This window comes from Bradyrhizobium sp. A11, from assembly GCF_042077125.1.
GTDB lineage: Bacteria > Pseudomonadota > Alphaproteobacteria > Rhizobiales > Xanthobacteraceae > Bradyrhizobium > Bradyrhizobium japonicum_B.
This window is the reverse complement of the sequence record NZ_CP149509.1, coordinates 3,970,870-3,983,443: the sequence shown is the minus strand read 5'-3', so window position 1 is coordinate 3,983,443 and position 12,574 is coordinate 3,970,870. Positions and strand designations below refer to the sequence as shown.

The window sequence follows — 12,574 nt, the reverse complement described above, 5'->3', positions numbered from 1 at the left end:
GCATGCTCGCCTGCCGTCCTAACTGTCGCTCTGGCTCCGATTTGGCAAGTACTGTAAATTCGGGGATATAGTCCCTGTTTGGATACTATTGGGAAAGACGCATGAAACGGCGCAATTTTGCCCGTCGCCCCGGCTGCGCGGTCGAGGCGACGCTGGACCTGATCGACGGCAAGTGGAAGGGCGTGATCCTCTATCACCTGCAGAGCGGCACGCAGCGCTTCGGCGAATTGCGCCGCCGGATGCCCGGCATCACCCAGCGCATGCTGACAAAGCAGCTGCGCGCTCTGGAGGAGGACAAGCTCGTCATCCGCAGGGTCTATGCCGAGGTGCCGCCGCGGGTGGAGTACTGCCTCTCCGAGCTCGGCGAGAGCCTCAAGCCGGTCATCGACACCCTGAAGACCTGGGGCGAGAGCCATCAGGAGCGGCTGTCCTGCGCGCCTGAGCCGGTGGTGGTGAGGAAGCCGAGGCGCGCGGCGTAGTGAGTGGGGCGTCTGCCGCCAAGCTCTGGATGTCGTCCCCGCGGGGGCCCATAACCCCAGGGAGCAATTGTGGTGCGAGCCCGCAACTCCAAGTTTGCCAGATCACGTCCGCCTGTGGTTATGGGCCCCGGGTTCGCGCTGTCGCGCGCCCCGGGACGACACCGGGTTCAGAACGCAAACTGCGTGCGCATCGCGACCGCGTCGAACTTCGAGCCGACATCGGCGGTCGAGACCGGCGAGGCCTGTCGCGACACGGTGCCGTGCAGATAGTCCAGCATGAAGCGGACATTGCCGTTGACGTACCAATTGAGCGCCAGCGTGTAGACGGTCTGCCGGCCGCCGGCGACGCCGGTCGCGGTTGCAAGCTGATCGTTGAGGTCGACGGTCGAGAACCGTCCCGCGATTTCCCACGCGCCCCAGCCGCCGCCGTCGAGCGAGAACGGATGGGCCGGCTTGACGCCATGATAGGCGGCGTTCGCCGCATTGTAGGTTCGCCCTTCGCCCGTCAGCACGTAGCCGGCCTGCGCATAGCCGCCCTGGAATTTCAGGCTCGGTGCTCCCACCAGCGGCACGCCGGTGTTGGCGGTGCGGTCGACATTGTACCAGAAGTACTCGCCCTGGACGATGAGGGGTCCGTAGGTCGCCGCCGCCTCCACGCTGTAGACCTGCGCGCCAGAGGCATTGGCGATGGCGCCGGTGGAGATCAGCGTGGTCGGATCGAGGCGCAATTCCGGACGATCGCTGAGCGTGACCGTCTGGGTGTTGGCGATCAGATTGCGCGGCGGCTGAATCAGCCATTGCGCATTGGCGCCGATATGCACGGAGTAGTCCTTTGCGCTGATGGGATTACCGGCCACGCGGGCGACCGCGCCATATTGCTCGCTCGTGCCAGGGGGCGAGACACTCGAGGCGGAGTGGATCGCGCCGGTCGACGGTCCCGTGACATAGCCGCCGATCCAGAGCTGGTCATTGTACCAGCGCGCACCGGCTGCGGAACGGAAGTCGCCGGCAGCGATGTTGGTCGCGATCACACCCGGTGAGGCGCGCTCCATGAACATGATGTCGTTGGAGCTGGTGGCCTCGTCCATAGTGTAGGGCAGGTCCATGATGCCGGCCTCGATCGCCATCCGCCCGCCGAACGGTTTCAGGCCGGTATAGCTGAGATAGGCGTTCTCGACGCCAGAGAGGCCGCCGCCCGGTAGCGAGCCTGGCGCGGCGCCGCCAAATCCGTCGGAGGAGCCGCCGAAATCGTAGACAAGCGCGAAGTTCCAGTCGTTGAAGAACTTGCCGGTGACGCCGATGCGCGCACGGCGGACGTTCTGGCCGCTGTCGAGCTTCTGCGGCGCGGTCGCCGCCGTGTTGGGCCGATAGTCGTAGCCGCCGACATCCCAGTGCAGGCGGCTGGTGATGCCGACGCAATTGGCCTGGTCGGCGGTGCAGATCGTCGGGCGGTTGTTCGGCATCGTCACGACGACGCCGGATGCCGGGGCCGGCCCCTTGACGGGAAGCGCCGCATTGGCGTTGGCAACGACCGCCTTTGCCTCCGAGCGCGCCTCGGCCTTCGCTTCGGCCTTTGCTTCGGCCCTGGTTTTCGCCGCGGCCGCCGAGTTTGCGGCGGTTTGACTCTGGAGCTTGTCGAGCTTCTGCTCCAGCAGCTTCAACTGCTGCTTCAGCAGCGCGATCTCCTGCTCGCTGCTGCTTGCTGATTGGGCCTGGGCCTGCGAGGCGGCCAGTGCGCCGGCGAGGCCAATCGCCGTGGCTGCAATTCTTGTCCTGCTCACGTCATCACTCCATCGGTTGGACCAACTTCCCCAAGTCGTAGGCGCGGAGCCTAAGAGCGCTCGATGACTGCCCCGCGACGGCAAGCCTCGGTTGCGCTGGTTCCCGCTGATGCAAATTCGTCGCAACCGAATCCGCCGAGAGCGAGCATGCAAGATGATGCGTGTCATGCCAATCGGCCCCGCCGGCAAGTTGCCGTTTCGCACGCCTGGCTCGGGCCCGAGCCGTCGGAATGAGGCCGAATATTGCCACCCCGCGCCCTTCTATTGAGGGGCGAACGCGCCTATATTCCGGCGTCTTTTCCAAGAGGTAGGAATGTTTCGATCGATCTGGACCGCCGCCGTCACGGCCTTGTGCATAACCTTTTCCGCCCAGTTCGATCCGGCCTCAGCGCAGGACCGCCGCGTCCCGTCCTCGCAGGCCGAGCTGCGGCTGTCCTATGCGCCGATCGTGCAGCGGGTTCAGCCGGCCGTCGTCAACGTCTATGCCGCCAAGGTGGTGCAGAATCGCAATCCGCTGCTGGACGATCCGATCTTCCGCCGCTTCTTCGGCGTGCCGGGCCAGCAGCCCGAGCAGGTGCAGCGCTCGCTCGGCTCCGGTGTCATCGTCGATACGTCCGGCCTCGTCGTCACCAACGTCCATGTCATCGAAGGCGCCGACCAGGTGAAGGTGTCGCTGTCGGACAAGCGCGAGTTCGAGGCCGAGATCGTGCTCAAGGATTCCCGTACCGATCTTGCGGTGCTGCGCCTGAAGGATTCAAAGGAGAAGTTTCCGGCGCTCGAATTCACCAATTCCGATGAGCTGCTGGTCGGCGACGTCGTGCTGGCGATCGGCAATCCCTTCGGCGTCGGCCAGACCGTGACCCACGGCATTATCTCGGCGCTTGCGCGCACGCAGGTCGGCATCACCGACTACCAGTTCTTCATCCAGACCGATGCGGCGATCAATCCCGGCAATTCCGGCGGTGCGCTGGTCGACATGAATGGCCGGCTCGCCGGCATCAACACCGCGATCTACTCGCGCTCCGGCGGCTCGCAAGGTATCGGCTTTGCAATTCCTGCCAACATGGTGCGCGTCGTCGTCGCCTCCGCCAAGAGCGGCGGCAAAGCGGTGAAGCGGCCATGGTTGGGTGCAAAGTTGCAGGCGGTGACGCCCGAGATCGCCGAGAGCCTCGGCCTGCGCTCGCCGACCGGTGCGCTGGTCGCGAGCGTGGTGTCGGGCGGCCCTGCGGCGAAGGCCGGCCTGAAATCTTCCGATCTGATCACCGGGATCGACGGCCAGACGGTGGACGATCCCAATGCGTTCGATTATCGCTTCGCCACCCGTCTGCTCGGCGGCACGGCGCAGATCGACGTGCAGCGCGGCGGCAAGCCGCTGAAGCTGACGGTAACGCTGGAGACTGCGCCCGACACGGGACGCAACGAGCTCGTCGTCACCGCGCGTTCGCCGTTCCAGGGCGCGAAGGTTTCGACCATCACGCCGGCAGTCGCCGACGAGCTGCGTCTGGACGCCGACACCGAAGGCGTCGTGATCACCGAGCTCGCCGGCGACAGCGCGGCTGCGAATGTCGGATTCCAGAAGGGCGACATCATCCTGGCCGTCAACAACCAGAAGATCAGCAAGACCGGAGACCTTGAGAAGGCCGCAGCCGAGCGTGCGCGGATCTGGCGCATCACGCTGGTGCGTGGCGGCCAGCAGATCAACGTCACGCTGGGCGGATGAGTTCGAAGCGACCACAAGAGACGCCAACGCTCTTCGCCGCGGCGGGGCTCGACCACGATGCGCCGCATCCGCTGCCGGATCGCTTGCGCCCGCGCCTGTTGTCGGAGGTCGTCGGCCAGGACCATATCCTCGGCCCCGACGGTGCGCTGACGCGCATGCTGGAGACGCGCACGCTGGGCTCGCTGATATTCTGGGGACCGCCTGGCACCGGCAAGACCACGGTGGCGCGACTGCTGGCGGATGCGACGGACCTGCATTTCGAGCAGATTTCCGCGGTGTTCTCCGGCGTCGCCGACCTCAAGAAAGCCTTCGACGCCGCGAGCGCCCGCCGCGAGATGGGCAAGGGCACGCTGTTGTTCGTCGACGAGGTCCACAGATTCAATCGTGCCCAGCAGGATTCGTTTCTGCCGGTGATGGAGGACGGCACGGTGGTGATGGTGGGCGCCACCACCGAGAACCCGTCCTTCGAGCTCAACGCCGCGCTTCTGTCGCGCGCGCGCGTCCTGGTGTTCCGCTCGCTCGATGCGGCCGCGATCGAAAAGCTGTTCGCGCACGCCGAGGCGGTCGAGGGCAGGAAGCTGCCGCTCGACGCGGAAGCGCGTGCGGTGCTGGTGCGCATGGCTGATGGCGATGGGCGGGCCTCGCTGACGCTGGCCGAAGAGGTCTGGCGTTCGGCGCGGGCGGACGAGATCTTCAATGCCGCGCAATTGCAGGAGATCCTGCAGCGGCGCGCGCCGATCTACGACAAGTCGGCTGACGGCCATTACAACCTGATCTCGGCGCTGCATAAGTCGGTGCGCGGCTCCGATCCCGATGCGGCGCTGTATTATCTCGCGCGGATGCTGGACGCCGGCGAGGACCCGCTGTTCCTGGCCCGCCGCGTCGTGCGCATGGCGGTCGAGGACATCGGGCTGGCCGACCCGCAGGCGCTCGTCATCGCCAACGCGGCCAAGGACGCCTTCGACTTTCTCGGCCATCCCGAGGGCGAGCTCGCCATCGCGCAGGCCGTGGTCTATCTCGCCACCGCGCCGAAATCGAACGCGGTCTACACCGCCTTCGGCACGGCGATGCAGGTCGCCAAGCAGGCCGGCTCGCTGCTGCCGCCAAAGCACATCCTCAACTCCCCGACCAAGCTGATGAAGTCGGAAGGCTACGGCGCAGCTTACGAATACGACCACGACACCCCCGAGGCCTTCTCCGGCCAGGACTATTTTCCGGAAGCCCTGGGCCGCCAGACCTTCTACGACCCGCCCGAGCGCGGCTTCGAGCGCGAGATCCGGAAGCGGCTGGATTATTGGGCCAAGCTGCGCAAGGAGCGGGGCGGGAAGTAGCAGGCGGCTGCCGACGTGCGATCGGTCGGGTTAGGTCGTGAACTCCGGTTCTTTAACTGACCTGCGTCTAGTTATTCGTAGTTTATGGAGCCTACGGCCTGCCAACATCCAGGTGGCTCGTTGAGCTTTGTGAGGACATTCCCGTTAGCCGGTGTGAGCGTGCGTAGAGCTTTGAAGAAGTCCTCCTCAACTCCACGATCGTGGCGGTACCCGACGACCGAAGCGGCTGTGTCAATCGGGACATCGAAAACATAGTCCACTCCCCGGCCACCAGGTTTGTCGTGCGCGTCCTCTGCGCGTTGCTTCTTCATCGCCGTGTCGCAAAATTCCTTGAACGCGACAGGCAGGTCTCCGCGCGCCTCAAGATGCGAACGTCCCTGGCCGCTGTCGTGCCAAATTTCCCAGACCGGGTGGCCGCCTTGCCAAAGGCTTGCGTATGAGACCATCGCATGCTCGAGAACGACGCAGGTGATACATCGGGATTTTGCTGGAAGCCTAGTGAGCGGTGTCGGAGTTTTCCCGACAGTTGCGTCCATAACCAGCGTATATTTTGCGAACACAGCGCACCATCCCGACTTGAGGACAGCTCCTGCCAGGGGCACATAGCTGGTTCCTAAATCGTATCGATCGGGCATTTCTCCGGTTGGAGCGAGATCGAGGCAATCGTACAGAGCCTCTTCGGTGATCTCGTCGACCAAAATCCAGGACATGTTGTATCCCAAGCTTCACCTCCGGGCGTTGGGCGGGGCTTTCAACCACGAGCTGCTATCTAGCATAGCTAGGGCAACAGCTGCATCGTACTGATTTTGCGGTGACGTACGTCCGCTTTTAGGGTAGGCAGGCAACCATGAGCCGCCGCATCAAGAGAATGAACCCGAAGCCGCGCTCGCGTGACGAGCGCGATGAGTCGCGTCCGCATCAGGCGCGCGGCGCGAAGAAGGCCGGGCCGCGTCCGGGCGGCAAGCCTGGCGGTAAGCCGCCGCGCTTTGCCGGTGAGCGTGTTGAGCGGCGTGCGCCCGAACGGGTCGAGCGGCGCCCGCCTAATGCCGCCCTGGAACGGCCTGCGCCCGAAAAACCCGTCGAAGCCTTGCTGCCGACCAAGGTGCAGACCGTCAAGGTGACGGCGGACGAGAACAACATGCGCGTCGACCGTTTCCTCGAGGCGCGCTTTCCCGGCCTGTCGTTCTCCCATATCCAGCGCGTCGTCCGCAAAGGCGAGCTGCGCGTTGACGGCAAGCGCGTTGATAGCAAGGACCGCCTCGAGGAGGGGCAGAGCGTCCGCATCCCGCCGCTGAAGCTCGACGCGCCGAAGGTCGTCGGCGAGCTCTCGGACGCGGCGCAGAAGACGCTCAAGGCGCTGAAGGAGATGACGATCTACGAGGACGACGACGTCCTCGTCCTCAACAAGCCGGCCGGCCTTGCCGTGCAGGGCGGCTCGGGCATGACGCGGCACATCGACCAGATGCTCGAGGTGATGCGCGATGCCAAGGGCCAGAAGCCGCGCCTCGTGCACCGCATCGATCGCGAGACGTCGGGCTGCCTGCTGGTCGCCAAGACGCGCTTTGCGGCTTCGCATCTCACCGGCGCGTTCCGCTCGCGGTCGGCGCGCAAAGTCTATTGGGCGCTGGTGCCGGGCCTGCCGAAGCCGAAGCAGGGCCGCATCTCGACTTTCCTCGCGAAGGAGGAGAGCGAGGACGATACCATCATGCGCATCGCCCAGCACGGCGACGAGGGCGCCAGCCACGCGGTGACCTATTACGCGGTGGTCGAGACCGCCGGCAACAAGCTCACCTGGGTGTCGCTGAAGCCGGTGACGGGCCGCACCCACCAGCTGCGCGCCCACATGGCCCATATCGGTCATCCCATCGTCGGCGATCCCAAATATTTCAACATCGAGAACTGGCAGTTGCCGGGCGGCCTGCAGAACCGGCTGCATCTCTTGGCACGCCGCATCGTCATTCCGCATCCGCGCGGCGGCGTGATCGACGCCACCGCGCCGCTGCCGCCGCACATGCAGCAGTCATGGAACCTGCTCGGGCTCGATGCCAGCCGGTTTGATCCGATCGAGAACGCGCCGGAGGAATAGCCGGGTTGAACGTGCGCGGCGGAGGCACGACATGTCGCCCATGACACGGCTCTCGATCAGTCTTGTGGTGTTGGCCGCGCTAGGGGCGGGGCAGGCTGTCCACGCGCAATATGTGCTGCCGGGCGCCTCACGGCTCGCTCCACCGCTGCCGGCGCCGCCACCGCCGCCGAAGATCGAGGCGCCCAAGGTACCGCAGTTCGACGCACCGCCGCGCTACAACTACCAGCCGCTGCCGCGCAATTCGTTCAGCGACCGCGTCACAAAATGCCTCGACGACGCCGCAGCCGCGGGGCTGGGCCCGGCCGATCGCGGCACCTATGCCCGAAGCTGCGCAAACTAGCAGCACTGATGGACGTCATGGCGAAGCCATTGCGACCCAGGTAACTTGACGAACGACAGGGACCGAAAGACCGATGCGCGAATTGTTCGAAGAAGCAGCAAGCCAGCCCCCGCCGGATCCGCGGGAATCGGCGCGCGCCTCCGCGCGCACGCCGCTGCGCAAGCGCTTCTACAAGGAGGCCGGTGTCACTGACGCCGAGGGCGGTTTTGCCATCACGCTCGATGGCAGGCCGATCCGCACGCCGTCCGGCCGCCAGGTGGTGATCCCGGCGCGGACGCTCGCCGATGCCGTGGCCGCGGAATGGGCGGCCCAGGGCGAGAGCATCGATCCGGTGAGCATGCCGCTGACACGGATTGCCAACAGTGTGGTGGAAGGCGTCGTCGACCGCGTCGGGCTGGTCAGCGATGATCTCGCCAAATACTTCGAGTCCGACCTGCTGTTCTATCGCGCCGGCCACCCCGAAGGGCTGGTCGCCCGCGAGGCGGCGCATTGGGACCCCGTGCTGTTCTGGGCGGCGGAGGCGCTGGGAGCGCATTTCATCCTGTCCGAGGGCGTCATGCACGTGAAGCAGCCGGACGAGGCGCTCCGGATCGCGCGTGCCGCGCTGCCCGAGGACGCCTGGTCGGTCGCCGCGCTCCACATGGTGACGACCCTGACCGGTTCGGCGCTGCTGGCCTTGGCACTGGCCCATGGCGTGCGCGATGCCGGCCAGGTCTGGGCCGCCGCCCATGTCGATGAGGACTGGAACGCCGAGCAATGGGGCGTGGACGAGGAGGCGGCCGCCCGCCGGGCCACGCGCCTGCGGGATTTCGAGGCCGCCGTGACGGTATTGGCGGCGGCCAAGGCGCCATTGGCCGGAGGTCCTTAACGAGAGGTTTACGCCGCAGGCGTTAGGGTGGCGGTGTTCCTTCCCGTGCTCCCTTGGGCCCCCTGAGATGCCGACGCCGGTCACTTCCATCGTACGCGTCAGTGCCGCCAGCCCTGTAGCTGATGCGACCACGCCTGACCTCGCGCTTCAGGCCGGCAGCGTCGTGAACGCACGGGTCGTCAGCGTGATGGCCGACAATCTGGTGCGGATCGCGATCGCCAACCTCTCGATGGACGTGATGTCGGAAGTGGCGCTGACGCCGGGGCAGAATTTGCAGCTCGCGGTGTCGAAGAGCGACGGCACCATCCGCCTTGCAATCATGAGCGGTGCAGGCGAGGCGACGCCCGATCAGGTCACGCTGACGCCTCGCGCTGCCTCGCTGGTGGAAAGCCCGCCGCTCGCGCCGTCCGCGACGCGCAATACGCTCACGCCGTTGGAGCAGGTCGCCGTCAGCGCAGCCTCGGCCGAGGCTGCGGCAAAGCAGGGCAGCCAGGCGCCGCTGTTCGCCAATCTGGCGGCCGTCGTCACCGGCAGCGATTTGCCGGCGGGCCTGAAGCAGGCGGTGCTGAACGTGCTGACACAGCAGACGCCGCTCGACCCCGCGCTCGATGGCGGCGGCATCGAATCCGCCTTCCTGAAGTCAGGGCTGTTCCTCGAGGCTTCACTGGTCGCAGGCACGGCACCGTCCTCCGGGGCCGTTCCGGATTTGAAGGCGGCGCTGCTGGTGTTGCGCCAGACCTTGGCCACGATCGGGACGGCCGCGCCGCAGAGCCAGGGCGCCGCGATCCCTGCGGGCTCCACGGCGACACCGCAGGCCGCCGCCGCGCCGGCTCAGCCGGCCGTATCGCCGTCGATCGCTCCCGCAAGTGCGCAACAGCCGCGCAATGCCAATCTCGCAGCGGCGGTGCTGGGCGACCTGGCAGCCGACGCGCCGCAAATGGCGATGCCGCGCATGTCCGCCGGCCTTGCCGCAAGCCTGCTGCAGGAGGTCACGCAAAACCTGCCGCGCCTGACCGGCAATGTGCCCGGCTCCAACAAAGCGGTGCCCGACGGCGAGATCTTCGAGGTGGCGGCGCGTGCGACACCGCCGCCGTTCCGTGGCGCGCTGCCCTCGGCCCAATCCATCGCCTCGCCATCGCTCGCGCCGGATACGCCGCTCGCTGCGACCGTGCATCGCCTGCTCGACGAGACCGACGCCGCGATCGCGCGGCAGACCCTGCTTCAGGTCGCATCGCTCCCCGATCGGGCCGACGCCGGCGGTCACCGCGTTGATCCGAATGTGCCGCAGTGGAATTTCGAGATTCCGTTCGCGACGCCGCAAGGCACCGCGATGGCGCAGTTCGAGATCTCGCGCGATGGCACCGGCGAATCCGCCGATGCCGCCAAGCAAGCCTGGCGCGCGCGCTTCACGCTCGATGTCGAGCCGGCGGGCCCCGTCCACGCGCTGATCACGCTGAGCGGCGACAAGACCTTCGTGCGGATGTGGGCGGAGCGGCCGACAACCGCACAGCAGCTCCGCGCCGGCATCGGCGAGCTCAGCCAGGCCCTAGTGCGGGCCGAGCTCAAGCCCGGCGACATCCTGGTTCGCGACGGCACGCCACCGCAACCGGCGCCGGCCCGCGCCGGCCATTTCCTGGATCGTGCCACATGAGCGACCCGTCCAAGCTGGCGATCGCGCTGCATTACGAGAGGGGCTCCGGCGCGCCGGTCGTCGTCGCCAAGGGCAAGGGCACGATCGGCGAAAAGATCGTCGAGATCGCCAAGGCCCACGACATCCCGATCGAGGAAAACGAGGTCCTGGCCGGCGCGCTGTCCAAGGTCGAACTCGGCGAGGAGATCCCGCCCGACCTCTACAAGGCCGTCGCCGAGGTGCTGGTGTTCGTGCTGCGGCTGTCGGGCCGGGGGCGGTAGCCCGTCATCGTTTCACCACGTGGCGCCTCCATGGTGCCGATGTGCTGCTCAATTCAGGATGTCTCGCTTTGCTGACCCGCCGCTCCACTCTCGGCCTGCTCGCCGCATCTGCCATCCTGCCGCGGCGCGCGCTCGCTCACGTCGCGCCGCCGCGCAACGAGATCCGTGACAGTCTCGCAAAGCGATTCACCGACCTCGGCACATCGGGCACTTTCGTCGGCTACAAGGTGGAGGATTATCTTGTCGTCGCCAGCGACAAGGATCGCTCGGGCGAGGGCAAGCTGCCGGCTTCGACTTTCAAGATCCCGAACTCGCTGATCGCGCTCGAGACCGGCGTCGTCGCCGACCCCGACAAAGACGTCTTCCCCTGGGACGGCGTGAAGCGTCCGATCGAAGCCTGGAACAAGGATCACACGCTGCGCAGTGCGATCGCCGTCAGCGCGGTGCCGGTCTATCAGGAGATCGCGCGCCGGATCGGCCAGGAGCGCATGCAGAAATATCTCGACGAGTTCGACTACGGCAATCGCGACATCGGCGGCGGCATCGACCAGTTCTGGCTCACGGGGGCCTTGCGCATCGATCCGGTCGAGCAGATCGATTTCATCGACAGGCTGCGCCGCCGCGCGCTGCCAATCTCGAAGCGGAGCCAGGATCTCGTCGCCGACATCCTGCCGGTGACCAAGGTGGGCGACAGCGTCATCCGTGCCAAGTCCGGCCTGCTCGGTGCAGAGCGCGGCGAGCCGTCGCTCGGTTGGATGGTCGGCTGGGCCGAGAAGGGCGAGGCGCACACGGTGTTTGCGCTCAACATGGATTGCAAAGAGCCGCGCCTCGTCGCCGAGCGCATGTCGCTGACGCAAGCCTGCCTTGCCGAGATCGGCGCGATCTAGCTAGCGCTGTCTGGAGCAGCCCTCGCAGGGTGGGCAAAGGCGCGTAGCGCCGTGCCCACGAGCTCTTTCCATCATCCGAAATTCGTGGGCACGCTACGCTTTGCCCACCCTACGGCACTGCGTGCGGAGCAGGCGCATTCAACCCAGCTTGAACAACGCCTGCAAGAACTCCTGCACCGCCTTGCGCGCCTCGGCGGCCGTCTTCGGGTTGCCGCCGACATGCGGGTTCAGCTCGACGCAGGAGTCCTTGTAGGTGAAGGGCGCGTTGGTATCGCCGTTCATGAGCACACCGCCGTCACCTTCCTTGATCTTGCAGTTGCGCACCGTCTGCGAATTGGCCGACACCGCAACGGTGCTGACGCCGAGCAGGCCGCTGTCGAATCCGTGGGCACTGTCGGGGTATTCGGTCAGCACCACGTCGCGCCCTGCGGCCTTGAGCCGTTCGACAAACGCCTTGCAGCTGCTGACGGGATTGTAGTCATCGGGCGTGCCGTGGAAGATGCGGATCGGGCGTGCGACGACCCCGTCGTCGCCGACATAGCTCGTCGAGCAATCCGGATAGAACGGGACATAGGCGGCGAACGTGATGCCGGACTTGTTCCAGAGCTTGTTGAAGCGATCGACGCTTGCATAGAGCGTCGCTTGTCCGCCGCGCGAGAAGCCCATCAGCACGATGCGGTCCGGATCGACGCGCGGGTGCTTTGCCAGGATTTCCAGCGAGCGGTAGATGTCGATGATCAGATTGAGCCGGCCGAGCAGGGCTTGGTTCGGGCCCACCATCGTCAGCCCGCGGCCGGTGAACCCGTCGATCACGAAGGTCGAGATGCCCATGGCGTTGAAGGCGCGCACCCAGGCCTCGGTGGTGGCGCCGACGCCGCTGGAGCCATGCATCAGCACCACGACGGGAAGCTTGCCGGTGCCTTGCGCAACGCGGAATTCGGCTGCCACTGTCACCGGCTTGCCTGCGGCGGCATCGCCGCTGAGGAATTGCTGGTCGGAGAGTGTGAGAGAGGGGATCGGGTAGATCTCGGTGCGGGTGGCGACTTCCCTGGGCAGGGATTGCGCTAGGGCGGCTGTGCCGGCGAACAGTGTCGAGATGCAGAGCGCCATGGCGATGCGGAATGCCGTCGGCATCGGATCCTCCCCATTGATTTTGGGCGAGTAGACCAAC

Annotated in this window: 12 protein-coding genes; 9 read left to right on the top strand and 3 right to left on the bottom strand. The window is 66.2% G+C overall.

All coding sequences use genetic code 11. The features are described from left to right. The first annotated feature begins 101 nt into the window (after positions 1–101). On the top strand, positions 102–479 hold the full coding sequence (locus tag WI560_RS18615) for a winged helix-turn-helix transcriptional regulator (RefSeq protein WP_375304348.1): 378 nt from the start codon (positions 102–104) through the stop codon (positions 477–479). A 167-nt stretch (positions 480–646) separates the two neighbouring features. Here WI560_RS18615 and WI560_RS18610 read toward each other — a convergent pair whose 3' ends face one another. Further along, positions 647–2,260 carry an OprO/OprP family phosphate-selective porin gene (locus WI560_RS18610; protein WP_375304347.1) on the bottom strand — a complete coding sequence of 538 codons (1,614 nt, stop codon included), beginning with the start codon at positions 2,258–2,260 and terminating at the stop codon, positions 647–649. A gap of 313 nt (positions 2,261–2,573) precedes the next feature. On the opposite strand from WI560_RS18610, the gene WI560_RS18605 reads away from it, so the two are divergent. Both WI560_RS18605 and WI560_RS18600 read left to right on the top strand, forming a co-directional pair. Continuing rightward, positions 2,574–3,980 (top strand): DegQ family serine endoprotease, encoded by a 1,407-nt coding sequence (locus WI560_RS18605; RefSeq protein WP_375304346.1) that lies wholly within the window; start codon positions 2,574–2,576, stop codon positions 3,978–3,980. Beyond that, a complete protein-coding gene (locus WI560_RS18600; RefSeq protein WP_375304345.1) occupies positions 3,977–5,311 on the top strand; it encodes a replication-associated recombination protein A in 1,335 nt (444 codons plus the stop codon). Before WI560_RS18605 ends, WI560_RS18600 begins: the two co-directional genes overlap by 4 nt. 71 nt (positions 5,312–5,382) lie before the next feature. On the opposite strand, the gene WI560_RS18595 is transcribed toward WI560_RS18600, so the two are convergent. Beyond that, positions 5,383–6,021, bottom strand: coding sequence for a hypothetical protein (locus WI560_RS18595; RefSeq protein ID WP_375304344.1), 639 nt, complete (start codon positions 6,019–6,021; stop codon positions 5,383–5,385). 137 nt (positions 6,022–6,158) lie between these two features. Here WI560_RS18595 and WI560_RS18590 point away from each other — a divergent pair, with 137 nt between their 5' ends. The 6 genes from WI560_RS18590 to blaOXA all read left to right on the top strand — a co-directional run bounded on the left by WI560_RS18590 (position 6,159) and on the right by blaOXA (position 11,403). Continuing rightward, on the top strand, positions 6,159–7,397 hold the full coding sequence (locus tag WI560_RS18590) for an RluA family pseudouridine synthase (protein WP_375304343.1): 1,239 nt from the start codon (positions 6,159–6,161) through the stop codon (positions 7,395–7,397). 31 nt (positions 7,398–7,428) lie between these two features. Next, a complete protein-coding gene (locus WI560_RS18585) occupies positions 7,429–7,737 on the top strand; it encodes a hypothetical protein (protein WP_375304342.1) in 309 nt (102 codons plus the stop codon). 73 nt (positions 7,738–7,810) lie between these two features. Then, positions 7,811–8,605 (top strand): ATP12 family chaperone protein, encoded by a 795-nt coding sequence (locus WI560_RS18580; RefSeq protein WP_375304341.1) that lies wholly within the window; start codon positions 7,811–7,813, stop codon positions 8,603–8,605. Positions 8,606–8,672: 67 nt separating this feature from the next. Continuing rightward, entirely contained in the window at positions 8,673–10,256 is a 1,584-nt protein-coding gene (locus WI560_RS18575) for a flagellar hook-length control protein FliK (RefSeq protein WP_375304340.1), read from the top strand. Beyond that, on the top strand, positions 10,253–10,516 hold the full coding sequence (locus WI560_RS18570) for an EscU/YscU/HrcU family type III secretion system export apparatus switch protein (RefSeq protein WP_028136997.1): 264 nt from the start codon (positions 10,253–10,255) through the stop codon (positions 10,514–10,516). Before WI560_RS18575 ends, WI560_RS18570 begins: the two co-directional genes overlap by 4 nt. Positions 10,517–10,584: 68 nt before the next feature. Next, positions 10,585–11,403 (top strand): class D beta-lactamase, encoded by an 819-nt coding sequence (blaOXA, locus tag WI560_RS18565; RefSeq protein WP_375304339.1) that lies wholly within the window; start codon positions 10,585–10,587, stop codon positions 11,401–11,403. A gap of 138 nt (positions 11,404–11,541) precedes the next feature. Here blaOXA and WI560_RS18560 read toward each other — a convergent pair whose 3' ends face one another. Further along, positions 11,542–12,537 (bottom strand): dienelactone hydrolase family protein, encoded by a 996-nt coding sequence (locus WI560_RS18560; RefSeq protein WP_375304338.1) that lies wholly within the window; start codon positions 12,535–12,537, stop codon positions 11,542–11,544. Positions 12,538–12,574 lie beyond the last annotated feature (37 nt).

What these genes read in the sequence shown, in the direction of transcription:
- WI560_RS18615 (WP_375304348.1), top strand. Translation starts at nt 102, where the DNA reads ATGAAACGGCGCAATTTTGCCCGTCGCCCCGGCTGCGCGGTCGAGGCG.
- WI560_RS18605 (WP_375304346.1), top strand. Translation starts at nt 2,574, where the DNA reads ATGTTTCGATCGATCTGGACCGCCGCCGTCACGGCCTTGTGCATAACC.
- WI560_RS18600 (WP_375304345.1), top strand. Translation starts at nt 3,977, where the DNA reads ATGAGTTCGAAGCGACCACAAGAGACGCCAACGCTCTTCGCCGCGGCG.
- WI560_RS18595 (WP_375304344.1), bottom strand. Translation starts at nt 6,021, where the DNA reads ATGTCCTGGATTTTGGTCGACGAGATCACCGAAGAGGCTCTGTACGAT.
- WI560_RS18590 (WP_375304343.1), top strand. Translation starts at nt 6,159, where the DNA reads ATGAGCCGCCGCATCAAGAGAATGAACCCGAAGCCGCGCTCGCGTGAC.
- WI560_RS18585 (WP_375304342.1), top strand. Translation starts at nt 7,429, where the DNA reads ATGTCGCCCATGACACGGCTCTCGATCAGTCTTGTGGTGTTGGCCGCG.
- WI560_RS18580 (WP_375304341.1), top strand. Translation starts at nt 7,811, where the DNA reads ATGCGCGAATTGTTCGAAGAAGCAGCAAGCCAGCCCCCGCCGGATCCG.
- WI560_RS18575 (WP_375304340.1), top strand. Translation starts at nt 8,673, where the DNA reads ATGCCGACGCCGGTCACTTCCATCGTACGCGTCAGTGCCGCCAGCCCT.
- WI560_RS18570 (WP_028136997.1), top strand. Translation starts at nt 10,253, where the DNA reads ATGAGCGACCCGTCCAAGCTGGCGATCGCGCTGCATTACGAGAGGGGC.
- WI560_RS18560 (WP_375304338.1), bottom strand. Translation starts at nt 12,537, where the DNA reads ATGCCGACGGCATTCCGCATCGCCATGGCGCTCTGCATCTCGACACTG.